The sequence below is a fragment of the Bosea sp. 124 genome (genome assembly GCF_003046175.1).
In the GTDB taxonomy this organism is placed as follows: Bacteria; Pseudomonadota; Alphaproteobacteria; order Rhizobiales; family Beijerinckiaceae; genus Allobosea.
Map to the genome: position 1 here is coordinate 4068709 of NZ_PZZM01000001.1, position 22589 is coordinate 4091297.

A 22589-nucleotide genomic window follows, 5' to 3' on the forward strand; every position below is an offset into this window, starting at 1 on the left:
ATTGAATGTGACGTAAGGGAATTAGCTCAATATTGACGGATCGCCCCGCGACGCTCAGAGGCGGCGGGAGACCATCAGCGGCCCCGAGTTGGGCCGGCTGAAGGCACCGGCCCCGACGGTCGCGGCCGGGCCGTATCCTGCCGCGCGGGACGGGCGGTTGGCGTCGGCGGCGAGCTCCCGCACGATCGACTCCGAGACCGCGCGGGCGGTCGCCAGCACGATCTGGTTGGTCTCGATCAGCGTCTGGAAGGAGAGATGGGCCGCCTTCAGGCGCTGCACCTGCTCGGGGACGAAACGGGCGAGCGCAACGGCATTGAGCTTCACCTGCTCGACGCCACGCATATAGATGCCGGCGAGCTCCGTCTTGCGCGGCTCCCGGGTCATTGCCTCGGGCAGGCGCCCGGCGCGCACCAGCTCGGTCTCCTCGCCGACGAGATGCGACAGCGCCGACAGCGCTTCCAGCACGCCCTCGATCAGGGCTCTGGCATCGAGCGCACTGGCGATGCGCGGCCGCTCGTCCAGAACGCGCCTAGGAACCGACATTCTGGACTCCGCCGGCCTGTGCCGTGCCGCTTGCCGCGCCCGACTGCTCCTGCACGCGCAGAAGGTCGCGCAGGATCTGGTCCGACAGGCCGATGCCGCCGGCCTTCTGGAGCTGCTTGGCGTATTGCTGGGTGAGCTGCGACTTGTAGATGTCGCCGCCGATGCCGTTTTCGCCGAGCGGGCCCTCGCTGCCCTGCGGCGCAGCCATGATCTGCTGCGTCACCTGCTCGAGAAACATGGTCTCGAAATCATCGGCCTGCTTCTTGGCCTTGGCCTTGGCCGGGTCGAGCGCATTGGCCAGTCCATTGACGATGCTGCCGGCGGCGCCGAGCGCCAGCTTCGCAGCGGGGAGAGCAAGGGCTGCAGTCATCACATCACCTCGATTTCAGCCTGGAGGGCGCCGGACGCCTTGATGGCCTGGAGAATGGAGATCAGGTCGCGCGGGCCGATGCCGAGCGCGTTCAATCCGTCGACGAGTTCGGCCAGCGTCACGCTTTCCTTGACCATGGCGAGCTTGTTGCCGCCTTCGGTGTCGACCTTCACATTGGTGCGGGGCGTCACCACGGTCTGGCCGCGGGAGAACTCGTTCGGCTGGCTGACCTGCGGCTGCTCGGTGATGGTGACGGTGAGGTTGCCCTGCGCGACAGCGACCGTGGACACCCGCACATCCTTGCCCATGACGATGATGCCGGAGCGCTCGTCGATGACGATGCGGGCGAGCTGGTCGGGCTCGATCCGGAGCTGCTCGATGTCGGTGAGCATGCGGATCATGTTGCCCTGGAAGCGCGGCGGGATCTGCAGCACGACCGTCGAGGGGTCGGTCGGCTCGGCTGCGTCGCCGCCGAGGAAATCGTTGATCGCGGCCGCCATGCGGCGTGCGGTCGTGAAATCGGGATTGCGCAGGGCGAGCCGTAGCGTCTTCAGCTTGTTCAGGGCGAACTCGATCTCGCGCTCGACGAGGCCGCCATTGGCGATGCGCCCGACGGTCGGGACGCCGCGGGTGATCTTGCTGGCATCGCCCTCGGCCGAGAAGCCGGCGATGGCGACCGGGCCCTGCGAGACGGCGTAGACCTCGCCATCGGCGCCGAGCAGCGGCGTCACCAGAAGCGTGCCGCCCTGCAGCGATTTGGCGTCTCCCAATGCGGAGACCGTGACGTCGAGCCGCGTGCCCTGGGTCGCGAAGGGCGGCAGGTTGGCCGTCACCATGACGGCGGCGACATTGGCGGTGCGCATGTTGGCGCCGCGGGTGTTGACGCCGAGCCGCTCCAGCATCGCGGTCAAAGACTGCTTGGTGAAGGGGGCGTTGTTGAGCGTGTCGCCGGTGCCGTTGAGGCCGACGACGATGCCGTAGCCGAGGATCTGGTTCGAGCGCACGCCCTCGACGGATGCGAGATCCTTGATGCGGGAGAGGGCATGCGCCGGGCCGGCCGCCATGGCGAAGCCCAGCGCGAGCAGCGCAGCCAGCGGCTTCATCAGGGATTTCAGGGCGGCTTTGCGGAGCATGGTCTCACCGGCTGGAGAAAGCGATCGGACATCCTCCTGCGATCCCCGTGCCAGACCGGGAGAAATTGAAAACACTGATTTATCAAATGTTTGGAAATAGGGCGCAGGTTGTGCTCGACAAAAGCCCGGCTGCGGATAATGCCGGGACGGCAGTTTCTGCCGGGTGGTTTACCGTCTGTTAACCAGGCTGGCGCGAGGGTTCGATGACCGATTTCGCGAGGCGACCATGATCCGGATCGACCAGCGCGCGCCCATCTCCAACGCCGGCCCGGCAGGTTCCGCAAGGCGCGCGGGTGGCGCCGCGTTCACATTGCCGACCAAGGAGGGCGCGGCAGCGACGCGCAGTGCCAGCGTCAGCGCGTCCGGCCCGCTCGACACGCTTCTGGCCGTGCAGGCTTATGAAGAACCGCATGAGCGCAAGAAGCGCCAGGCCAAGCGCGGGCACGACCTGCTCGACGGGCTCGACCGGCTGAAGGCGGCGCTGCTGTCGGGCTCGGTCAGGGTGTCCGAGCTCGAGCGCCTGAAGGACATGCTGGCGCTGCGGCGCGAGAGCACCGACGATCCGCGCCTCGACGACGTCCTGGCCCATATCGAGCTGCGCGCCGCCGTCGAACTGGCCAAGCTCGGGCGCTAGCCTCAGCGTGCGATACGTGCCGTCGGCAGCGCATGCCGGGCGAGCCGGTTGATATCGGCGGGGCGCTTCGTCTTCAGATCAGTCAGGAAGCCGCGGATCTTGTCGTCGCCATAGGCGCGGCGGCTGACAGCGAAGAGCATGACGCCCTCGCGCCCATCACCCGCCTTGCGCGGCACATAGCGATAGGCGTTCCACTCCACGATCTCGACACCCTTAGCGTTGCGCGCGCTGATCAGGAAATCCAGCAGCGCCTCGCCGGTCCGGCTGTTCTGGATGACGTCCAGCTTGACCAGCGGGTCCTTGCCCTTGCGCTGGTTGAGCAGACGAACCTGCGCGGCCAGCGCACTCTGGACGCTCGCGCCGCCGTCGAGAACCTCGACGATCAGCATGCTGTCATAGCTGGCGGAAACCTGTCCCGCAGGGAGATACTCCTGCTTGAAATAGGTCGGCGAGGGGTGGGCGCTCCAGGCCAGCCCGTAGCTTGTGCCATCGAAGGCCAGCGGACCTGGAATGCCGAGACGATCGACGACATCTGCGGCATGGGCCGGGTCCGCGAGCCAGCCCAACGCCACGCCGGCGAGCGCCGCCCGTCGGGTCAAGGCGGTCGCGGCACTTTGGCGAGGCTGCGGGCCCATCGGCGCCCTCAGCGAATGAACTGGTCGGCGTAGTCCGCACCCAGGCCGTTCGTCGCATAATGCGCCCGGCATTTGTCGAGCCGGGTGAAAACGTCGTCATAGCCGAGGCATTTGCCGTCCGGATCGACATAGATCATGGCGCCATTGACCTGGAACATCGTGATCATCTCCTCGGTTTCGGGGTCGACCACCAGCGTGTGGGTCTCTCCCGGCGCCTCGTAGACATAGGCCCCTTCCGTCGCGACCCAGTCATGTTCGAGATAGCGCCACTGGCCCTTGAGCACATAGCCATGGACCGGCTGGGGGTGGCGGTGGCGCGAGAGCACGCCGGAGCGGCGTACCCGCAACAGGTTCATCCAGTAGCCACGCGTCACGCTGAGGCAGAGCGGCCGGAACCAGACATTGTCGTCGACCGGAACCCAGATGCGCTCGTCGGTCGGGATGACGTTGGGGACGATCAGTTCCGGCGGCGAATCCTTCGGTTGCGGATGGCGATACGGCGTCCAGCGTTCGGCGTCGGACGCCGCGACAGGGATGGGGCTGGTCTTGTTCATCGCGTCTCTCCCGTTCGGTGTCATGTGAACCGGCCCTTGCCGAGCTGATTCAGGATCGCCCGGCATCATCCTGCGCCGGTTGCGTTTTTTTGCCGTCGGAGCCGGTGTTCAGACGGCCAGATAGCCGCCGTCCACCGGCAAGATCGCGCCCGTGATGAAGGCTGCCGCATCAGAGAGCAGGAAGGCGATCGCGCCGCCGACATCGCCGGGCTCGCCCCAGCGACCCATGGGCGTGCGCGCCAGGATCGGCGCCGAGCGGGCGGCGTCGTCGACGAGAGGCTTCGTCAGTTCGGTCGCGATCCAGCCCGGCGCCACGGCGTTGACGCGGATGCCCTCGGCAGCCCAGGCGGCAGCTAGCGATTTGGTGAGCTGGCCGATCGCCCCCTTGGAGGCGGCATAGCCGGGAGCAAAGGCCGAGCCGTGGAAGGTCAGCATCGAGGCGATGTTGACGATCGCGCCGCCTGCTTTGCCGTCCACCCTGGCTGCAAGTTTGTCCCTGGCCGCGAGGCACATGCGCATCGTGCCGCTGAGATTGACCTCGATCGTCAGGCGGAAGGCGTCGATCTCGAATTCCTTGCCGCCGCGCTGGATCATCCCGGCGCAGTTGACCAGTGCGTCGAGGCGTGGGCAGGCCGCCACGATGGCCGCAACCTGATCGTCCCTGGTGACATCGAGCTGCGCGTGGCGGATCGTGGGATGGGGCGGCGCGGCTGCGACCTCCTCCACCGTCAGGCCGGTGGCGAGGACGTCGTAACCGGCAGTGGCCAAGGCGAGGGCGGCGCCCTGGCCGATGCCGCGAGTACCGCCGGTGACGAGGGCGAAGCGAGGGGATTCATCTTGCATGGCGCGACACTACCGGCGCGCCGCCCCGACGGGAAGAGAGGTCGCCGCGCACGGGGAGTGACAGCTCCGCGCCGTCAGGGGGTCGGCAGTTCCAGCCGCAGCAGGGCCGAGGCGCTGGTCTGGAAGGCGTTGCCGGACAGCGGCATCTCGCGGCCGAGATTGAGGTCGAGCGTGGTGCGCCAGGGCATCGAAAGCGGCTGGGTCAGATCGGCGATCACCTTTACGCGCGGGGTCATGGTGGTGACGAGCCCGTTCTCGGTCGCGAAGGTGTAGCTGCCTGCGAGCGCGATCTCCGTCGTCAAGGTGACGATGTCGAGCGGCTGAAGCCGGTAGCCCAGTACGGCCCGGGCATTCTGCTCGGCGCTGCCCGAGGCCTGCAGATTGCCGCCCGCGGCGGCGCTCCAGAGCAGGTTGCCATCCGACACCCAGCCCCGGGCCACGTTCCAGTCGAAGCGCGTGTCGTTACGTTGCCAGTTCCCCTGACCGCTGATGATCGCGGTCGAGACGGAAAGGCGTTCGGCGCCGAGCTTCATGCCGACGGCGCGTTCTGTCGCGGAGGGCAGCGGCGAAGCAGCCGGGCCGAGCCCCCGGCGGATCGGCGTGGCGTCGATCTCCGGACGGGCGAGACCGTTCCGCTTGGCCCGTTCGCGCGCTGCGTCCTGCTTGTTCAGGGTCGGGGCCAGGAAACTCGGCGTTGCCAGCACGGGATCGGGAGGAGGTGGTGGCGCCTCCCATCGCGGGATCGGTGCGAAAAGCCGGGTCTCGCTGTCGTCGGAAACCGTCTGGCCCGGCCTGTCGAGCGGGACCGGCATGGCCTGCTCCGCACGCGCGCCGGCCAACGGCCCGGCGGCGAGCATCAGAATGAGGCAGGCCTGCCGTAGCGGGCCGGCGGGCGTGGGCGAATGACAATGCGACAAGGCGATCGTCCCCGTTGCGACGGTGGCGAGCGATGCAGACTGAATCGCGAAGCCGACGTTTTTGCGGCAATGCAACATGAGCTGCTGCATAAGGTGTAGCCGTTGCCCAAAAGCCGCCCTTCCTTCATGGCCCGGAACCCGCTAGGAAGCGCCCAACCGCCTGCGGCCGCTCGCTGCAGGCCGGAGCCGTTCCAATCTGGCCAGAAGCAGGGGTCGTTTTCACATGAGCAAGATCAAGGTCGCCAACCCGGTCGTCGACATGGACGGCGACGAGATGACCCGCATCATCTGGCAGAAGATCAAGGACACGCTGATCTTCCCGTATCTCGACCTCGAGCTCGACTATTACGACCTCTCGGTCGAGAACCGTGACGCGACCGACGATCAGGTCACGATCGACGCCGCCAACGCGACCAAGAAGCATGGCGTCGCGGTGAAGTGCGCGACGATCACGCCGGACGAAGGCCGCGTGAAGGAATTCAACCTCAAATCGATGTGGAAGTCGCCCAATGGCACGATCCGCAACATCCTCGGCGGCGTGATCTTCCGCGAGCCGATCATCTGCAAGAACGTGCCGCGCCTCGTGCCGGGATGGACCCAGCCGATCGTGATCGGCCGCCATGCCTATGGCGACCAGTATCGCGCGACCGACTTCAAGTTCCCCGGCAAGGGCACGCTCTCGATCAAGTTCGTCGGCGAGGATGGGGCGGTGATCGAGAAGGAGGTCTTCAAGGCCCCCGAGGCCGGCGTCGCCATGGCGATGTACAATCTCGACGAGTCGATCCGCGATTTCGCCCGCGCCTCGCTGAACTATGGCCTGATCCGCAAGTACCCAGTCTATCTCTCGACCAAGAACACCATCCTGAAGACCTATGACGGGCGCTTCAAGGACATCTTCGAGGAGATCTACCAGGCGGAGTTCAAGGCCGAATTCGACAAGCTCGGCATCACCTATGAGCACCGCCTGATCGACGACATGGTCGCCTCGGCGATGAAATGGTCGGGCGGCTATGTCTGGGCCTGCAAGAACTACGATGGCGACGTGCAGTCCGACACCGTGGCGCAGGGTTTCGGCTCGCTCGGCCTGATGACCTCCGTGCTGATGACGCCGGACGGCAAGACCGTCGAGGCGGAGGCCGCTCATGGCACCGTGACCCGCCACTATCGCGAGCATCAGAAGGGCAAGGAGACCTCGACCAACTCGATCGCCTCGATCTTCGCCTGGACGCGCGGCCTGTCGCATCGCGCCAAGCTCGACGGCAATGCCGAGCTCGCCAAGTTCGCGGCTCTGCTCGAGAAGGTCACGGTCGACACGGTCGAGGCCGGTGACATGACCAAGGATCTCGCGCTTCTGGTTGGAGCCGAGCAGAAGTGGCTCTCGACCACCGGCTTCCTCGAGAAGGTCAGCGACAACATGCGCAAGGCGATGGCCGCCTGAGGCACCTGTCCCGCAGGCTCGTCCAGCATACGTAGCCCGGCCAGTCTGGCCGGGCTTTTTTCGTCGGAGTGGTCATGACGCGGGATTGCCCCATCACCGGAGGCTGCCAATTCGGGGCGGTGCGCTACTGCCTGACGCGGCCGCCCTCCAAGATCTCAGTCTGCTTTTGCCGGATGTGCCAAAAGGCGACCGGGGGCTATTTTGGCGCCTTTGCCAGTTCGACGATCGCGGATGTCGTCTGGACGAAGGGCGAGCCCAGCGTGTTCGCATCGTCGGAAGCCGCCGAGCGCGGTTTCTGCCCGGCCTGTGGCACGCCGCTGACCTTTTCCTATCGTGGCAAGCCCGGTCTGTCGGTCGCAGCGGGCAGCCTCGACGAGCCGGCGGCCTTTCCGCCCGGCATTGCCTATGGCGTCGAAGGCCGAATGCCCTGGTTCGACGAACTCTGCCAGCTTTCGGGCACGCGGACGGAGGATGACATCCCGGCCGATGAAATGCCGCGCTACCGCTCGCGCCAACACCCTGATCGGGAAGATTGAGGCGGCGGCTTCCGCTTTTATTCCACCGTGACCGGCCGACGGGCGAGGATGCGCAGGCCCGAGACGGGCGCGTTCATGAGGTAGCGCAGTTCGTAGCGACCGGGCTTGTCGGGCGCTTCCAGCCTCGCCTCGACGTTCTCGGCCGGGAAGAAGGATGGCTCGAGCGCCTCCGCCGGCGCGTCGGGCTCGACCAGAACGACGCGGTCATGGATGCCATTGGGGCCGATGCCGCGGGCGGGGAAGTCCCGGCCGCGCGCGACGCGATCGGGCGCAGCCAGCGTCGCTTCGGCAGGGGTTGTAGCGACCGGCTGACGCAGCAGGATGGCGGGCGCGCCGTCCCGGTCCCCGGTCAGGCGCAGTTCGTAGCCGCCAGCCTCGCCGGGGACGGGCAGGCTGGCCGAGGGCCTGCCGCCGAGTTCGACCACGACGATCGCCGAGGCCGACGGATCGGCCGGGCGCGCGATGGCGAGCCTCGCACCGGCTGGCGCCCGGCTGACGAGGACGCTCAGCATCGAGCCGGCCATGACGCTTCGCGAGGCCGATATGGCTGGGCCAGAGGACAGGGGCGGCCCCTGCGGCCTCGGTTGGGCCTGCGCCGGGGGCGTGGCGAGGAAAGGGGCGAGCAGCAGCGCCAATCCGATGAGTGAACCCTGCCTCATGCGCGCGCCAGCGCCCTGATATGGGCAGCGAGCCTGGGGCTGCGTGCCGTGAGCGCCCGGAAGTCGATCTGGTCGAGAACGAGAAGCTTGGTCGGAGCGGTTGCAATGGCCGCGCTCACGCCGGGCGAGTGGCTCGCGATCGCGACATCGTCCAGTGTCACGGCGCCGAAGAAATGCCCCTCGTCCAGTTTGGTCCGCCCCTCCGGCAGCGAGATCTCGACCTCGCCGCTGGCGACGAAATAGAGCGCCTGCAAGGGCTCTCCCTCATGCGTCACCACGACACCGTTCCTCACCGTCCGGGCGCGCAGGAACTGCATCACCTCGGCAATCTCGACAGCATCAAGTTGGCCGAACAGGGGCACGCGCGCGATCATGCTCCAGGTCACGACGAATTCACGGCGATGGATTTCCTGCGCGAAGGCGGTCGCGACGATGCCGACCGGCAGCGCCAGCATGACCAGCCCGAGCACGGCCGTGACCGCCGCAACCGCCTTGCCGGGCGCAGTGATCGGGAAGACATCGCCGTAGCCGACCGTGGTCAGGGTGATGATCGCCCACCACATCGCGTCGGGGATCGTGCCGAACTTCTCGGGCTGGGCCTCGTGTTCGACGAGATGCATCACGCTGGCGGCCATCAGCATGACGCCCATCAGCACGACGAAGCAGGCGAAGAGGGCCTTGCGTTCGGCCGTCAGCGCGGCGGCGAGCGATGCCATGCCCGGCGAGTAGCGGCCGAGCTTGAAGAAGCGCACCAACCGCAGCAGCAGCAGCACCTTGAGCTCGCCGAGCCCGAAAAAGGCGAAGGCCAGGGGCAGCGTCGCCAGCAGATCGACGATGGCCGGCAGCGACATGGCATAGGCCATCCTGGCCCGGGCCGGCGCCAGCGAGCGATAGCGCGCATGTTCGGGCGCGACCCAGAGACGGACGGCATATTCCAGCGTGAAGATGGCGAGCGATGTGGCCTCCAATACCTGGAAGGCCAGGCCGAAACGCTGCCCCAGATGGGGAATCGATTCCAGCACGATGGCGACGACATTGGCGCAGATCAGCAGGACGAGGCCGCGATGAATCCAGCTCGCGACCGCATCGTCACCGGCGCCATGGTCGATCCAGAGGTGAAGCTGGCGCCGCCATCCTGCGAGAGAGGAGGCGGCTGCCATGTCGGGTCAGCCCATCGCTGCGGCGACGGCATCGAGCGCTTCCTGCGCCTTCGTGCCATCGGGCCCGCCGGCCTGCGCCATGTCGCGCCGCCCTCCGCCGCCCTTGCCGCCGAGTTGCTCGGAGGCGGCGCGCACCAGCGCGACCGCGTCGAAGCGCGCGGTCATGTCCTCGGTGACGCCGACAACGACGCCGGCCTTGCCGTCCTCCGACACGCCGACGATGACGACGACGCCGGAGCCGACACGGGTCTTGGCTTCGTCTGCCAGGCTCTTGAGGTCCTTCATCTCGACGCCGCTGATGGCGCGCGCCAGCAGCTTGGCACCGGCGATTTCCCGGATCGGGTCCTCGGCGGCACCGCCGCCGCCCATGGCGAGCTTCTTGCGCGCCTCGGTCAGCTCGCGGTCCAGCTTGCGGCGCTCCTCGATCAGCGCCGCAAGGCGATTGCCGGCTTCCGCATGCGGGACCTTGAGCAGGCCGGAGAGCCCCTCGAGCAGGCGCGATTCGGCGTTGAGGCGCAGGCGGGCGCCGTTGCCGGTCATCGCCTCGAGACGGCGCACGCCGGCTGCGACCGCGCTCTCGCCGACGACGCTGACGAGGCCGATATCGCCCGTGCGCGTCGCATGGGTGCCGCCGCAAAGCTCGACCGAGAAGGTGCGGCCGGCCGGGTTCGTGCCCATCGAGACGACGCGGACCTCGTCGCCGTATTTCTCGCCGAAGAGGGCGCGGGCGCCCGAAGCGATCGCCTCGTCGACGCTCATCAGCCGGGTCGCGACCGGCTCGTTCTTCAGCACGATCGCGTTGGCGATCTCCTCGACCTCGCGTAGCTCCTCATCGGAGATCGGCTTGGGATGCGAGAAATCGAAGCGCAGGCGGTCGGGCGAGACCAGCGAGCCCTTCTGCGCGACATGGTCGCCGAGAACGAGGCGCAGCGCCTCATGCAACAGATGCGTCGCCGAATGGTTGGCGCGGATCGCGCTGCGGCGGCCATGATCGACCAGTAGCTCGACTGGCTGGCCGCGCTTCAGCTCGCCGTCCTTGACGGTGACGGAATGGGCGAAGACGTCGCCCAGCTTCTTCTGCACGTCGCCGATCTCGGCCAGCATGCCGGGACCGCGGATCGTGCCGGCATCCCCGACCTGGCCGCCGGACTCGCCATAGAACGGCGTCTGGTTGACGATCATGAGACCGCTCTCGCCAGCCTTCAGGCTCTCGACCTCGGCATTGTCGCGGATCAGCGCCGTGACGACGCCCTCGGCGGTCTCGGTGTCGTAGCCGAGAAACTCGGTGGCGCCGAGGCGGTCGCGCAGCGGGAACCAGAGCTTCTCGGTCGCGGCCTCGCCGGTGCCGGCCCAGGCAGCGCGGGCCTTGGCCTTCTGCTGCTGCATAGCCGCGTCGAAGCCCTCGGTATTGACCGAGACGCCGCGCGCGCGCAGCGCGTCCTGGGTCAGGTCGAGCGGGAAGCCATAGGTGTCGTAGAGGGTGAAGGCGACGTCGCCCTTCAGGCTCTGGCCGGAGACGAGGTCCTTCGCCGCGTCGTCGAGCAGTGTCAGGCCGCGTGCCAGCGTGGTGCGGAAGCGAGTTTCCTCAAGCTGCAGCGTCTCGGTGATCAGGGTCTCGGCGCGGAGCAGTTCCGGATAGGCGCGGCCCATCTCGCGGGTCAGCACCGGCACCAGCCGGTGCAGCAGCGGGTCTTTGGCGCCGAGCAACTGGGCATGGCGCATGCCTCGGCGCATGATCCGGCGCAGCACGTAGCCGCGTCCTTCGTTGGACGGCAGCACGCCGTCCGCGATAAGGAAGGCCGAGCAGCGCAGATGGTCGGCGATGACGCGGTGGCTCGCCTTCATCGGCCCGTCGGAGGCGACCGAGGTCATCTCGGCGATGGCGCCGATCAGCGCCGCGAACAGGTCGATCGCATAATTGTCATGAGTGCCCTGGAGCACCGCGGCGACGCGCTCGAGGCCCATGCCAGTGTCGATCGAGGGGCGCGGCAGGTTCGTCCTGATGCCGCCGGCCGCTTCCTCATACTGCATGAAGACGAGATTCCAGATCTCGATGAAGCGGTCACCATCCTCGTCGGGGGAGCCCGGAGGGCCGCCGGGGATATGGTCGCCATGATCGTAGAAGATCTCGGAGCAGGGGCCGCAGGGGCCGGTGTCGCCCATGCGCCAGAAGTTATCCGAGGTCGGGATGCGGATGATCTTGCTGTCGGAGAGGCCGGCGATCTTCTTCCAAAGGGCGTGCGCCTCGTCGTCCTCGGAATAGACCGTAACCGTCAGCTTGTCCTTGGGCAGGCCGAATTCGCGCGTGACCAGGGTCCAGGCGTGGGTGATCGCCTGTTCCTTGAAATAATCGCCGAAGGAGAAGTTCCCCAGCATCTCGAAGAAGGTGTGGTGGCGGGCGGTGTAGCCGACATTGTCGAGGTCGTTGTGCTTGCCGCCTGCGCGGACGCATTTCTGCGCCGTGGTGGCGCGCACGTAAGGGCGCTTCTCCTGCCCGGTGAAGACGTTCTTGAACTGCACCATGCCCGAATTGGCGAACATCAGCGTCGGGTCGTTGCGCGGCACGAGCGGGCTCGACGGCACCACCTCATGGCCCTGGCCCTTGAAGTAATCGAGGAAGGTGGACCGGATTTCGTTGACGCCGCTCATCGCTGTTTGCGCTCTGGTCTTGGACAGGAGGAATCTTGGGCAGGAGGCCGGCTAAACCGGCAGGAAAGACCGCTTCTAGTCAGGCCGCCAGCGCCTGTCCAGAAAGCCCGCACCAATGGCCTGCTCCAACATCAAAAAGGGCGGCCCGGAAGCCGCCCTTGCATGGTCTCGTCCCGCCGATCGCGGTGGGGCAGGGGCGGGGCCGCTCAGGCCTCGCCCTCATCGAGATCGTCGGCACTCGGTGTCGCTTCGTCGAGGATACGCTCGGCGACCAGGCCGGAGTTCTGCCGGATCGTCGCCTCGATCCTGGCGGCCATCTCGGGGTTGGCCTTGAGGAAGGCTTTGGCGTTCTCGCGGCCCTGGCCGAGGCGCTGGCTGTCGAAGGAGAACCAGGCGCCGGATTTCTCGACCATGCCGGCCTTGACGCCGAGATCGACCAGTTCGCCGACCTTGGAGATGCCCTCGCCGAACATGATGTCGAACTCGACCTGCTTGAAGGGCGGCGCGACCTTGTTCTTGACGACCTTGACGCGGACCTGGTTGCCGGTGGCCTCCTCGCGATCCTTCAGCGTCGCAACGCGGCGGATGTCGAGGCGCACCGAGGCGTAGAATTTCAGCGCGTTGCCGCCGGTCGTCGTCTCCGGTGAACCATACATCACGCCGATCTTCATGCGGATCTGGTTGATGAAGATGACCATGCAGTTCGAACGCGAGATCGAGGCGGTCAGCTTGCGCAGGGCCTGGCTCATCAGGCGGGCCTGGAGACCGGGCTGCACATCGCCCATCTCGCCCTCGATCTCGGCACGCGGCGTCAGGGCTGCGACCGAATCGATGACCAGCACGTCGATCGCGCCGGAGCGGACGAGGGTGTCGGTGATTTCGAGCGCCTGCTCGCCGGTGTCGGGCTGCGAGATCAGCAGGTCGTCGAGATTGACGCCGAGCTTGCGGGCATAGACCGGATCGAGCGCATGCTCGGCATCGACGAAGGCGCAGACGCCGCCCTTCTTCTGGGCCTCGGCGATGGTGTGGAGCGCGAGCGTCGTCTTGCCGGAGGATTCAGGGCCGTAAATCTCGATGACGCGGCCGCGGGGCAGGCCGCCGACGCCGAGCGCGATGTCGAGGCCGAGCGAGCCGGTCGAAATCGTCTCGATCTCGATCGCCTGCTGGTTCTTGCCCAGCCGCATGATCGAGCCCTTGCCAAAGGCGCGCTCGATCTGCGAGAGCGCTGCATCCAGCGCCTTGGCCTTGTCCATCGAGGAACCTTCCACGAGCTTGAGATTCGCCTGACTCACGAGTTGCGCTCCTTATGGCAGGGGCGCGATGACATCTCAATCGCGCCGATGGCCAAGATTGGTCATGGTTTGTTCCTGTCTGCAAGTTCTTTTTCTGTTCTCGTTTCGCGTCTGCTGACAGGAGTTGTCAGGAGCGCGCCCCGACATGCGCGCAATGCGGCTTTCTCGACGCGTTGTCGTATCATCATGTCTCGTGTGCATGTCGATGGGGCCTCATGTCGTTGGTGCGCCATTCCACATTCTGTTAATTGCGCGCATCCCCGTTCTGATTTGCGAAAGTTTTCGTCGTGTCCTCCCCATCCCTGTCCGCCGTGCCGGCCAATTCGCCGCGCCGGGTGCTGTTCGCCAGCCTGATCGGCACCACGATCGAGTTCTTCGACTTCTACATCTACGCCACCGCCGCCGTGATTGTGTTCCCGAAGCTGTTCTTCGCGGCCAGCGATCCGAACTCGGCGATGCTGCAATCCTTCGCGACCTTCGCGATCGCGTTCTTCGCGCGTCCGATTGGTGCCGCCTTGTTCGGCCATTTCGGCGACCGGGTCGGGCGCAAGGCGACGCTGGTCGCGGCGCTAATGACGATGGGGCTGTCGACGGTGGCGATCGGGCTGCTGCCGACCTATGCCGCCGTGGGCGTCGTCGCGCCGCTGCTGCTGGCGCTGTGCCGGCTCGGGCAAGGCCTCGGCCTCGGCGGGGAGTGGGGCGGGGCGGTCCTGCTCGCCACCGAGAACGCGCCTCCCGGCAAGGAGGCCTGGTACGGCATGTTCCCGCAACTCGGCGCGCCGATCGGCTTCATCCTGGCGACGGGCAGCTTCCTGCTGCTTGGCGACATTCTGAGCGACGCGCAGTTCTTCGCCTTCGGTTGGCGCATCCCGTTCATCGCCAGCGCGCTGCTCGTCTTCATGGGGCTCTATGTGCGCCTCAGGATCAGCGAGACGCCGGCCTTCCGCAAAGCGCTCGACAAGCAGGAGCGCGTGCGCGTGCCGCTCGTCAGCGTGCTCGCCGGACACAAGCTTGCGCTGCTGCTGGGCACCGTCGCGGCGCTTGCGACCTTCGTGCTGTTCTACATCATGACGGTGTTCTCGCTGAGCTGGGGCACGACGGCGCTGGGCTATGCGCGGGGCGAGTTCCTGCCGCTGCAGATGATCGGCGTCGTCTTTTTCGGCCTCGCGATCCCCCTCTCGGCGCTGCTGGCGGATCGTTTCGGCCGACGCTGGACGCTGATCGCCACGACGCTAGCGATCGCGCTGTTCGGCTTCACGCTGGCGCCGCTGTTCGGTTCGGGCAGCACGGTGGGCGTGCTCGCCTTCTTCGTCCTCGGCTTCGGGCTGATGGGCTTCACCTACGGCCCGCTCGGCACGGCGTTGGCCGAGATGTTCCCGACGGCGGTGCGCTATACCGGCGCCTCGCTGACCTTCAATCTCGGCGGCATTGTCGGGGCCTCGCTCGCGCCCTATATCGCGACCTGGCTGGCGACGCATTTCGGGCTCGGACATGTCGGATATTATCTGACGGCGGCGGCGGTCCTGACGCTGGTCGCGCTTCTGGCGATGGGAGGGGGCGGGCACTTGCGTCGGACGAGCGTGTCGGATCAGGCGGTCGTCTAGATCTGGAGCGCTCGTCTGGACCTGGAAGCGGCCTTCTAGACCTGCAGAACCTCGCAACGGGCGTGCTGGACGGTCGGCTGGAGGAACTTGGTCCTGATCTCTCGGCGCCGGGACCAGCCTTCATAGGAGGTAAAGCCCGGCTTCAGGCGCCACTCCAGCGATACGGTGCAGGAGCGGGCGCCATCGGTCTTCAGCCAGATGGCGAAGGTGTGAGAGGGTCTGGCCACAAGCCGGACCAGCGTGCGCTCGTTGACGACCTTCCATTGCGAAACGAAACGGCCATCGATGTCTTCGCCCAGTTCGCCCTCCTTGAGCCGGGCCGAACGACCCCGCCCCCTTCGGCGCTGGTTATCCGTGAAGAGTTCGGTGACCTTTCCGCCCTTGCCGAGTGTCAGGAGGAAGGTTCCGCCCGCGAGGCGGGACCGCGGCTCGGGCTCGATCACCTCAACGGTCCAGGCCACGGACAGGCGGAACTGCACGTCCTGAGCCATCGCAGCGGGCGCATGAGCGAGGGCCACGAGAGGGCAGGCTGCCAGGATGATCGCGATCAGGGATTTCGACATCGTCCCTCGACTGTTGTGATACGAAAGGTCGGTGCAGCGCGTCGCGAGTGCCGCTCACTCGCAGAACGACTGGCCGTTGAACGAGAAGCAGCGGCCGCTTCGCGCGGGAGGCGTCGCCTTCGGGGTCTGCGCGCGAACCTTCTGCGGCTGCTCCGCTCGCTTCACCTGCGCTTTTTGAACGACGCAGGCGCCGTCGCGCTCGATCTGGCCCCGTGGGCATGAGAGCGGGCAAATCCGCCCGGGCTGGCGCTTGAGCGCATCGAGGAACGCGTCGTTGGGGGCATCCGGAATGCTGGTCCGGGTCAGGCGCGCGAACTGTTGCACCGCCTGCTTCGTCTGCCGGCTCGACCATTCCGCGTCGGGCTTGCCGTTGTAGCAGCCGACGCGCCTGAGTTCGAGATGGATCGTGCTCGTCAGGCCGGCGATGCCTGGCCCCGCTGCGGGAGCGGGCGTTTCGGCATCCCTCGCCAGCGAGGCGATCTGCGGCGCGGCGTCCTGCGATGGCGGCTGCTTCTCGCGCGCAAGGGCAGCGCCGGCCTCCCTTTGCACGCGCTGGAGCTCCTCAGCGGCGCGGCGGCGTTCCGCCTCGATATCGGCGATCAGCCTGGTGCGCTCGCGCTCGGAGGTGTCGCGGATGTCCTGCTCCGCCTTGAAGCGGGCGGCCAGTTCCGCGGAGGCGCGACGATTCTCCTCTTCGAGCTTGGCCAGTCGCTCGGCGATCCGGCGCTCCTCCTCCAGCTTCTGGCGGCTGGCGTCGTCCTCGGCGGTCCGGATGCGGTCGGCCTGACCTGCGGCCAGGCGGTCGCGTTCTACGCTCTGGCGCTCGCGCTCCTTGTCGTCGCGGGCGCGACGCGCCTCCTGCTCAGCGCGCGCCGCAAGCTCGCTCTGGAATCGGCGCTTCTCGGCCTCCAACTCGGCGAAGCGCTCGTCGAGCCGCCGCTTCTGCTCGGCCTGTTGTCGAACCGCATCGTCCTCCGCCTTGCGCCGGATGTCGGCCTGTGCCGTGACAAGCCTGTCGCGCTCGGCCTTCTCGCCTGCAAGCCGGGCTTCCTCCGTCTTTGCCGCAGCCTCCGCCGCAGCCATGGCCTTGCGCCGCTCCTCCTCATACCGGGCGATCTGCTGGTTCAGAGCGCTTTCCCGCTGTGCGCGGTCAATGGCATCGACGCGCGCTTTGGCAGCATCGGCCAGGTAGCTGCCGGGGAAGCGGCTCACGAAACCGCGCAAGGCGGCGGCGTCGTCACTCTCGCGTAGCTTGGCCCAGGCCTGAATATCCGTTTCGCTGCGGTTGAAGTAGAAATCGCCGAGGAGGGACAAAGACAGCTCCGGCGTCTGCTTGCCGGTGGTGCGCTGGTTGACGTTGACCGCGACCTTGCGGAAAAGCTGGCCGATCTCGAGGCCGGGTTCGCCGAGTTGCTCGATGAAGGCCGCGCTGAACGGGCTGTTGCGCCCCATGCCATCCGCCGCGACGTCGTTGGCCTGGGTGGCATAGGCGACCACCATGCCCTTGTTCTGCGGGATGGGCGCGAGGCCGCGGCCGACCGAACTGCTGCGCGTGCGGTTGGAACTGGAGATCCGGTTCGCCATGGGGTTGTTCCGGCAGGCGTCGAGGATCAGGACACGGACACCCGCGGCATTCTGGAGTGCCTCGACGACGTCGGCGACGCGGGTCGTCTCGTAGGGGATCGCGAGTTCGTCGGCAGGGGAGGCATCGACCGGAAGCAGGAAATTCTCGCCGCGAAACTGCAATCCGTGGCCGGCATAGAAGAACAGCGCCGCATCCGCTCCGTCGGCCGCCCGGGCGAAGCGGCCCAGCGCCTCGCCCATGCCGCGCCTGTCGAGGTCGTGCCCCTCGATCACCTCGAACCCGACCGCCCTGAGAGCTGCGGACACATCCTGCGCGTCGTTGCGCGGATTGAGCAGTCTGGGCACGGCCCGATAGGCCGAATTGCCGATGACGAGCGCGACGCGGCGTTCCGTCGGCTCGTTGGCAAACGTCGCTTCCGCCGCGCAAAAATATGCGAGGAGGACAAGCAGGAGTCCAAGCACAGAGCCGGTGGATGACCGCGCGACCAAATGAGTGATCCGTATGACGCCTGGTCGAAGACTATAGCGCGTCCTGACATCGCCGCCAGCGGCCTTCGAGTCGAGATCTCGGACAAGATCCAGTGTGTAGGGGCAGCGCGCCGCGGCGTGATCCCGCGGACAAACGCTGGGTCAGCGCTCCGGCAAAGCCTCGCTAATCTGGGTTTTCAGCCCATCGCCGCCTTCACGGTCTCGACGAGCTGCTTCATCGTGAAAGGCTTTGGCAGGAACTGGAAATCCTCGCCCTCGGGCAGGTTCTTGCGGAAGGCCTCCTCGGCATAACCCGAGACGAAGACGACCTTGGTCGCCGGGTTGCGCTGGCGCAGTTCGCCGAGCAGGGTCGGCCCATCCATCTCCGGCATCACCACATCGGAGACGACGAGGTCGATCTTGCCATCATGCTGGAGGAAGATGTCGAGCGCCTCGACGCCCGAGGCCGCCTCGTGGACGGTGTAGCCGCGCGAGACCAGCATGCGGGCGTTGAGTGCGCGCACCGCATCCTCGTCCTCGACCAGCAGGATGACGCCGGCGCCGGTGTGGTCGGCGGCGACCTTCTTCGGCGCCTCCTTGATTGCGGCCTCGGCGGCAATCTCCTCTTCGCTCGGCACATGGCGCGGCAGGAAGATCTGGAAGATCGTGCCGCGTCCGACGACGGAATCGCAGAAGACGAAGCCGCCGGTCTGCTTGACGATGCCATAGACCATGGAGAGGCCGAGGCCGGTGCCCTTGCCGACCTCCTTGGTGGTGAAGAACGGCTCGAAGATCTTGTCGAGATGCTCGGGCGCGATGCCGGTGCCGCTGTCCTCGACCTCGAGCAGGACATAGTCGTCAGCGGGCAGGGCGGCATAGCCGAAGGCGGCGCAGGCGGCGGCGTCGACATTGCGGGTGCGGACGGCGAGCTTGCCGCCATCGGCCATCGCGTCGCGGGCATTGACGGCGAGGTTGACGATAACCTGCTCGAGCTGGCCGAGATCGGCCTTTACAGGCCAGAGATCGCGGCCCTGGCGGACATCGAGCGTGACCTTGTCGGCGACGACGCGCTTGAGCATCAGCGACAGGTCGGAGAGCACGTCGCCAAGCTCCAGCACCTGCGGGCGCAGCGTCTGGCGGCGCGAGAAGGCAAGCAGTTGCCGCACCAGTGCCGCGGCGCGGTAGGCGTTCTGCTTGATCTGCATGATGTCCGGGAACGACGGGTCGGTCGGCCGGTGGCTGGCGAGCAGGAACTCCGAGGCGTTGATGATGACCTGCAGCACGTTGTTGAAATCATGTGCGATGCCGCCGGCGAGCTGGCCGACGGCCTGCATCTTCTGGGCCTGGTCGATATTGTCCTTGAGCTTGCGCTCGGCGGTCGTCTCCAGCGCGTAGATGATCGCGCGCTCGCCGTCGCCATCCTCGGTTGCGGCGACCGGCGAGAGATAGAGCCTGGCCGAGCGGGTCTCGTCGGCGGCCAGCGTCAGGTCGAGCGGGGCGGTTTCGGAGCGCCCTTCCATCGCCGCAGCCAGCGCACGGTCGAGGCCGCCCCCGGCTGCGACGAGGTCGTGGATGGCTGCCGGCTGGGGACCGGCCTGGGTCAGGCGGGCGAAGGCGGCGTTGGAGCGCAGGATGGTGCCGGTGCGGTCTACCGTCGCGATCGCCATCGGGGTCGAGTGGAAGAAGCGGGCGAACCGGATTTCGGCGTCGCTGCCGACATCGGTCCCCACTTCGCCCGGCGCGCGGTTGAGCACCAGCGTGCGCGAGGGGCCGGCCCGGCCATCGCTGCCGAAGGCGACCTGATGATGCAGGCGAACCGGAAGCGGGGCGCCGTTGCGGCGCTTCAGATCGACGTCGAGCACCTCGATCCGAACATCGCCGGGTTGGCCGCGGATGGCCTGGACAAGCGCGGCTGCGGCCGGAGTCGCGATGTCGTCGAGATGCAGGCCGCCGGAGCCGAAGCGGGCGAGGTCGAAATCGAGCCAGCCCGAGAGCGTGGCGTTGAGATAGGAGACCTCGCCATCGGCGTCGATCGAGACGAAGCCGGCCGGCGCATGGTCGAGATAGTCGATCGCGTGCTGGAGTTCCTGGAAGGCGTTCTCCTGGCGCTCGCGCTCCGGCGTCACGTCCGAGACCGCCCAGAGTGTCGCGGGCTTGCCGTCGCGGCGCAGGGGCGCGACCTTGATCCGGTACCAGCCGACGGCGCCGCGGCCGTTCAGCGCCGGCTCTAATCGGATTTCCTCGGCCAGCCGGCGGCTTTCGCGCGCGGCAGTGGCGAGGCGGTAGATCGCCTCCGAAACCTCGGCGCGGCCGGTGAACAGGCTGCCGACCGGGCGCAGGTCGCTGGCGCCGCGGGCGCCCGCCAGCGCGAGATAGGCCTCGTTGGCATAGACGATCCCGTTCTCGCCTTCGGTGACGACGACGCCCTCGTCGGCGCGGTCGACGATCGTCTTGGTCAGATCGTTGCGGGCGGCTCGGCCGGAGAACTGGATCAGGCCGATGGCGAAGGCGAACAGGCCGAAGACGCCGACGACGGAGAGGAGGGCCAGCAGCCCCAGGATCAGCGGCTGGGCCCATTCATTGGCGATGAAGCCGAGCGCGATCGCGGCGCCGACGAGCAGCCCCGCGACGAGCAGGATGACGCCGATATGGCCGGGCTTGTCGGAGCGATCGATCGCAGTCGTGGTTCCGCCCATTGCGGTGTGGTCCGTCCCGTTGCTGTCGAGCCGCCGCGACGGCGACGCTTGCGCGCGTAGTCCGATGCATGATGTGGTCCGAAAACCGGTTCCCACTTTCCGGCATCATGCTTGAGCGAGTTAGGCGCGCCGGCCCTTCAGGCGCAAGACGTATCCGATCACTTCGGCCACAGCCTGATAGTGTTCGACAGGAATTTCTTCGTCGATGTCGACGCTGGCGTAGAGCGCGCGCGCCAGGGGCACGTTCTCGACGATCGGAACGCTATGCTCGCCGGCGACCTCGCGGATCTTCAGCGCGACCGCGTCGACGCCCTTGGCGAGGCAGAGCGGCGCGGCCATGCCGGGCTCGTATTGCAGCGCGACGGCATAGTGGGTCGGGTTGGTGATGATCACGGTCGCCTTCGGCACTGCCGCCATCATGCGCTTGCGCACGCGCTGCGCCCGGATCTGGCGGAGCTTCGCCTTGACCTCGGGATTGCCTTCCGAGTTCTTGTATTCGTCCTTCAGCTCCTGCTTGGTCATCTTCTGGCGCTGGTACCAGGTCCAGCGTTGCCAGCCGAAATCGCCCAGCGCGATCACGGCGAAGAGCGCAAGCGCGCTCGCCATCAGCTTGATCGCGAGCACGAGGGCGGCCGGCAGCAACGCCGAGACGCTCATCTGCGCGAAGCCCTCGAGCCGGTCGTGCTCGTTCCACAGCGTGGTCCAGACGACGGCGCCGACAAGGCCGGTCTTGGCGAGACCCTTGGCGAAATTGACCCAGGCCTCCTTGCCGAACATCCGCTTGGCGCCGGCCATGGGCGAGATGCGGCTGAACTTCGGCATCAGCGGGTCGAGGGTCCAGAGCGGCTTGTGCTGGATCAGCGCGCCGGCCAGCGCCGCGCAGAGGATGAAGGCGAAGGGCAGGCCCAGCGCCGAGAAGCCGGCCATGACACCCTGCTTGGCCACATGGGTAAAGGCCTGGCCGTCGGACGGCACCTGATGGGCGTTCATCAGGAAGGCGCGCAGCGAGAGCGCGGCATCCCGGGCCGACCAGCCGGCGCCGACGAGCAGCGCCATGGTGAAGCCGCAGAGCACGAAAAAGGTGCCGATCTCCTGCGATCTGGGAATGTCGCCTTTCTCGGTCGCCTGATCCAGCTTTCGCTGTGTCGGCTCCTCTGTCCTGTCCTCGTTGTCGGCATCCTCTGACATGGCGCGTCAGTTCCCGGCGAACTGGCGCAGGAAGGCGCCGAGATCGTTGAGGAAGACGCTCATCATCACGCCGACGACGGCCAGCAGCACCAGCATGCCGCCGAGGATCGAGGCCGGCACCGCCAGGAAGAAGACCTGGAGCTGCGGCATCATCCGCGCCAGCACGCCGAGGCCGAGGTTGAAGAGCAGGCCGAAGACGATGAAGGGCGCCGAGATCTGGACGGCAAGCGCGAAGCCCTGCGACGCCGCACGGATCGCCAGCGTCATCACGTCGCCGATTTCCGGGATGCCGCCGGGCGGCAGCACGCGGTAGCTTTCATGGATCGCGACGATGGCGACATGGTGCAAATCGCTCGTCAGGACGAGCGTGATGCCGAGCATGGTCAAAAGATTGCCGATCGAGGGATTCTGGGTTCCGCCAGTCGGATCGACCGTCATGGCGAAGCCGAGACCCATGGTCTGGGCGACCAGCGTGCCGGCGGTCTGGAGGGCGGCCATGACGAAGCGGGCGCAGACGCCGATGACGAGACCGATCAGGATCTCCCCGACCAGCAGTCCGACGACGCCCGGCATGTCCGGCGGCAGGCGCAACAGCGGGCGCGCCATCGGGACCACCACCAGCGCGATGAAGAAGGCGAGCGAGAGCCGGCCGCGCGAAAAGACGAAGCGCTCGCCGATGCCCGGCATCAGCATGACGAGCGTACCGACGCGCGCGAAGACGAGCACGAAGATGGCGCTGATCTCGGGCAGGATCGCGATCTGCATCGTGCCGTGAGAGCCTCGTCGCCAGTCGGGGCGCCGTGGTGCCGGGCCACCGATGATGGCGAGCGTCAGCAGCGGCAGGATCATTCGCCCGTGGCGATTCGGACGGCGACCCGTCCCATATAGCCTGCGAGCGCGTCTCCCATGAACGGGAGAAACAGCATCAGCGCGGCGAAGACCGCCAGGATCTTGGGCACATAGACCAGTGTCTGCTCCTGGATCTGGGTCAGGGCCTGGACCAGCGAGACGGCGAGGCCGACGATGAGCGCGACCATCATCAGCGGTCCGCCGGCCTTGAGAAACACCATGATGCCGTCGCGGGCGACGTCGAGAATAGCTCCGGAAGTCATGTTCTTTTCGT

General features: G+C 67.0%; 21 protein-coding genes. 4 read left to right on the plus strand and 17 right to left on the minus strand.

Features of this window, described 5'->3' with window-relative positions; translation table 11 throughout:
• Nucleotides 1–54 precede the first annotated feature (54 nt).
• From C8D03_RS19310 to C8D03_RS19320, 3 genes are read right to left on the minus strand one after another with little or no spacing between them, the layout of a single operon-like run.
• Nucleotides 55–543 carry a hypothetical protein gene (locus C8D03_RS19310; protein WP_108048778.1) on the minus strand — a complete coding sequence of 163 codons (489 nt, stop codon included), beginning with the start codon at nucleotides 541–543 and terminating at the stop codon, nucleotides 55–57.
• On the minus strand, nucleotides 530–913 hold the full coding sequence (locus tag C8D03_RS19315; protein WP_108048780.1) for a rod-binding protein: 384 nt from the start codon (nucleotides 911–913) through the stop codon (nucleotides 530–532). Before C8D03_RS19315 ends, C8D03_RS19310 begins: the two co-directional genes overlap by 14 nt.
• Nucleotides 913–2016: a flagellar basal body P-ring protein FlgI gene (locus C8D03_RS19320; protein ID WP_248308711.1), complete on the minus strand. Its 1104-nt coding sequence runs from the start codon at nucleotides 2014–2016 to the stop codon at nucleotides 913–915. Before C8D03_RS19320 ends, C8D03_RS19315 begins: the two co-directional genes overlap by 1 nt.
• Before the next feature lie 256 nt (nucleotides 2017–2272).
• Between C8D03_RS19320 and C8D03_RS19325 the strand changes: the two genes are divergently transcribed.
• Nucleotides 2273–2680 (plus strand): flagellar assembly protein FliX, encoded by a 408-nt coding sequence (locus C8D03_RS19325; RefSeq protein WP_108048784.1) that lies wholly within the window; start codon nucleotides 2273–2275, stop codon nucleotides 2678–2680.
• Nucleotides 2681–2682: 2 nt separating this feature from the next.
• Here C8D03_RS19325 and C8D03_RS19330 read toward each other — a convergent pair whose 3' ends face one another.
• The 4 genes from C8D03_RS19330 to C8D03_RS19345 form a co-directional block, all read right to left on the minus strand.
• Nucleotides 2683–3315, minus strand: coding sequence for a hypothetical protein (locus C8D03_RS19330; protein WP_146170232.1), 633 nt, complete (start codon nucleotides 3313–3315; stop codon nucleotides 2683–2685).
• An 8-nt stretch (nucleotides 3316–3323) separates the two neighbouring features.
• Entirely contained in the window at nucleotides 3324–3869 is a 546-nt protein-coding gene (locus tag C8D03_RS19335; RefSeq protein ID WP_108048788.1) for a 2,4'-dihydroxyacetophenone dioxygenase family protein, read from the minus strand.
• Nucleotides 3870–3977: 108 nt separating this feature from the next.
• On the minus strand, nucleotides 3978–4712 hold the full coding sequence (locus tag C8D03_RS19340) for an SDR family NAD(P)-dependent oxidoreductase (RefSeq protein WP_108048790.1): 735 nt from the start codon (nucleotides 4710–4712) through the stop codon (nucleotides 3978–3980).
• Between the two features lie 74 nt (nucleotides 4713–4786).
• Nucleotides 4787–5524 carry a hypothetical protein gene (locus C8D03_RS19345; RefSeq protein ID WP_146170233.1) on the minus strand — a complete coding sequence of 246 codons (738 nt, stop codon included), beginning with the start codon at nucleotides 5522–5524 and terminating at the stop codon, nucleotides 4787–4789.
• Nucleotides 5525–5852: 328 nt separating this feature from the next.
• Between C8D03_RS19345 and C8D03_RS19350 the strand changes: the two genes are divergently transcribed.
• Nucleotides 5853–7067, plus strand: a complete 1215-nt coding sequence (locus C8D03_RS19350) for an NADP-dependent isocitrate dehydrogenase (RefSeq protein ID WP_108048795.1) — start codon at nucleotides 5853–5855, stop codon at nucleotides 7065–7067.
• Between the two features lie 74 nt (nucleotides 7068–7141).
• Nucleotides 7142–7603, plus strand: coding sequence for a GFA family protein (locus C8D03_RS19355; protein ID WP_108048797.1), 462 nt, complete (start codon nucleotides 7142–7144; stop codon nucleotides 7601–7603).
• A gap of 17 nt (nucleotides 7604–7620) precedes the next feature.
• Here C8D03_RS19355 and C8D03_RS19360 read toward each other — a convergent pair whose 3' ends face one another.
• The 4 genes from C8D03_RS19360 to recA all read right to left on the minus strand — a co-directional run bounded on the left by C8D03_RS19360 (nucleotide 7621) and on the right by recA (nucleotide 13363).
• Entirely contained in the window at nucleotides 7621–8115 is a 495-nt protein-coding gene (locus tag C8D03_RS19360; protein ID WP_146170234.1) for a hypothetical protein, read from the minus strand.
• A 143-nt stretch (nucleotides 8116–8258) separates the two neighbouring features.
• Nucleotides 8259–9422, minus strand: a complete 1164-nt coding sequence (locus C8D03_RS19365; protein WP_108048800.1) for a cyclic nucleotide-gated ion channel — start codon at nucleotides 9420–9422, stop codon at nucleotides 8259–8261.
• 6 nt (nucleotides 9423–9428) lie between these two features.
• A complete protein-coding gene (alaS, locus tag C8D03_RS19370) occupies nucleotides 9429–12071 on the minus strand; it encodes an alanine--tRNA ligase (protein WP_108048803.1) in 2643 nt (880 codons plus the stop codon).
• 206 nt (nucleotides 12072–12277) lie between these two features.
• Entirely contained in the window at nucleotides 12278–13363 is a 1086-nt protein-coding gene (recA, locus tag C8D03_RS19375) for a recombinase RecA (protein WP_108048805.1), read from the minus strand.
• 287 nt (nucleotides 13364–13650) lie between these two features.
• On the opposite strand from recA, the gene C8D03_RS19380 reads away from it, so the two are divergent.
• Nucleotides 13651–14967: an MFS transporter gene (locus tag C8D03_RS19380; protein ID WP_108048807.1), complete on the plus strand. Its 1317-nt coding sequence runs from the start codon at nucleotides 13651–13653 to the stop codon at nucleotides 14965–14967.
• 35 nt (nucleotides 14968–15002) lie between these two features.
• On the opposite strand, the gene C8D03_RS19385 is transcribed toward C8D03_RS19380, so the two are convergent.
• The 6 genes from C8D03_RS19385 to fliQ all read right to left on the minus strand — a co-directional run bounded on the left by C8D03_RS19385 (nucleotide 15003) and on the right by fliQ (nucleotide 22578).
• Nucleotides 15003–15530: a hypothetical protein gene (locus C8D03_RS19385; RefSeq protein ID WP_108048809.1), complete on the minus strand. Its 528-nt coding sequence runs from the start codon at nucleotides 15528–15530 to the stop codon at nucleotides 15003–15005.
• Nucleotides 15531–15584: 54 nt separating this feature from the next.
• Complete coding sequence (locus tag C8D03_RS19390) at nucleotides 15585–17603, minus strand: caspase family protein (protein WP_108048811.1); 2019 nt, start codon at nucleotides 17601–17603, stop codon at nucleotides 15585–15587.
• Between the two features lie 176 nt (nucleotides 17604–17779).
• Nucleotides 17780–20278 carry a cell cycle histidine kinase CckA gene (cckA, locus tag C8D03_RS19395; protein ID WP_108048812.1) on the minus strand — a complete coding sequence of 833 codons (2499 nt, stop codon included), beginning with the start codon at nucleotides 20276–20278 and terminating at the stop codon, nucleotides 17780–17782.
• A 120-nt stretch (nucleotides 20279–20398) separates the two neighbouring features.
• Nucleotides 20399–21466 carry a flagellar biosynthesis protein FlhB gene (flhB, locus tag C8D03_RS19400; protein WP_108048815.1) on the minus strand — a complete coding sequence of 356 codons (1068 nt, stop codon included), beginning with the start codon at nucleotides 21464–21466 and terminating at the stop codon, nucleotides 20399–20401.
• Nucleotides 21467–21472: 6 nt separating this feature from the next.
• Entirely contained in the window at nucleotides 21473–22231 is a 759-nt protein-coding gene (fliR, locus tag C8D03_RS19405; protein WP_108051836.1) for a flagellar biosynthetic protein FliR, read from the minus strand.
• An 80-nt stretch (nucleotides 22232–22311) separates the two neighbouring features.
• A complete protein-coding gene (gene fliQ, locus C8D03_RS19410; RefSeq protein ID WP_108048817.1) occupies nucleotides 22312–22578 on the minus strand; it encodes a flagellar biosynthesis protein FliQ in 267 nt (88 codons plus the stop codon).
• Nucleotides 22579–22589 lie beyond the last annotated feature (11 nt).

Excerpts from the sequence above, each read along its gene's own strand:
- C8D03_RS19310 (WP_108048778.1), bottom strand. The coding sequence starts at position 543 with ATGTCGGTTCCTAGGCGCGTTCTGGACGAGCGGCCGCGCATCGCCAGT.
- C8D03_RS19315 (WP_108048780.1), bottom strand. The coding sequence starts at position 913 with ATGACTGCAGCCCTTGCTCTCCCCGCTGCGAAGCTGGCGCTCGGCGCC.
- C8D03_RS19320 (WP_248308711.1), bottom strand. The coding sequence starts at position 2,016 with ATGAAGCCGCTGGCTGCGCTGCTCGCGCTGGGCTTCGCCATGGCGGCC.
- C8D03_RS19325 (WP_108048784.1), top strand. The coding sequence starts at position 2,273 with ATGATCCGGATCGACCAGCGCGCGCCCATCTCCAACGCCGGCCCGGCA.
- C8D03_RS19330 (WP_146170232.1), bottom strand. The coding sequence starts at position 3,315 with ATGGGCCCGCAGCCTCGCCAAAGTGCCGCGACCGCCTTGACCCGACGG.
- C8D03_RS19335 (WP_108048788.1), bottom strand. The coding sequence starts at position 3,869 with ATGAACAAGACCAGCCCCATCCCTGTCGCGGCGTCCGACGCCGAACGC.
- C8D03_RS19340 (WP_108048790.1), bottom strand. The coding sequence starts at position 4,712 with ATGCAAGATGAATCCCCTCGCTTCGCCCTCGTCACCGGCGGTACTCGC.
- C8D03_RS19345 (WP_146170233.1), bottom strand. The coding sequence starts at position 5,524 with ATGCCGGTCCCGCTCGACAGGCCGGGCCAGACGGTTTCCGACGACAGC.
- C8D03_RS19350 (WP_108048795.1), top strand. The coding sequence starts at position 5,853 with ATGAGCAAGATCAAGGTCGCCAACCCGGTCGTCGACATGGACGGCGAC.
- C8D03_RS19355 (WP_108048797.1), top strand. The coding sequence starts at position 7,142 with ATGACGCGGGATTGCCCCATCACCGGAGGCTGCCAATTCGGGGCGGTG.
- C8D03_RS19360 (WP_146170234.1), bottom strand. The coding sequence starts at position 8,115 with ATGCTGAGCGTCCTCGTCAGCCGGGCGCCAGCCGGTGCGAGGCTCGCC.
- C8D03_RS19365 (WP_108048800.1), bottom strand. The coding sequence starts at position 9,422 with ATGGCAGCCGCCTCCTCTCTCGCAGGATGGCGGCGCCAGCTTCACCTC.
- alaS (WP_108048803.1), bottom strand. The coding sequence starts at position 12,071 with ATGAGCGGCGTCAACGAAATCCGGTCCACCTTCCTCGATTACTTCAAG.
- C8D03_RS19385 (WP_108048809.1), bottom strand. The coding sequence starts at position 15,530 with ATGTCGAAATCCCTGATCGCGATCATCCTGGCAGCCTGCCCTCTCGTG.
- cckA (WP_108048812.1), bottom strand. The coding sequence starts at position 20,278 with ATGGGCGGAACCACGACTGCGATCGATCGCTCCGACAAGCCCGGCCAT.
- flhB (WP_108048815.1), bottom strand. The coding sequence starts at position 21,466 with ATGTCAGAGGATGCCGACAACGAGGACAGGACAGAGGAGCCGACACAG.
- fliR (WP_108051836.1), bottom strand. The coding sequence starts at position 22,231 with ATGCAGATCGCGATCCTGCCCGAGATCAGCGCCATCTTCGTGCTCGTC.
- fliQ (WP_108048817.1), bottom strand. The coding sequence starts at position 22,578 with ATGACTTCCGGAGCTATTCTCGACGTCGCCCGCGACGGCATCATGGTG.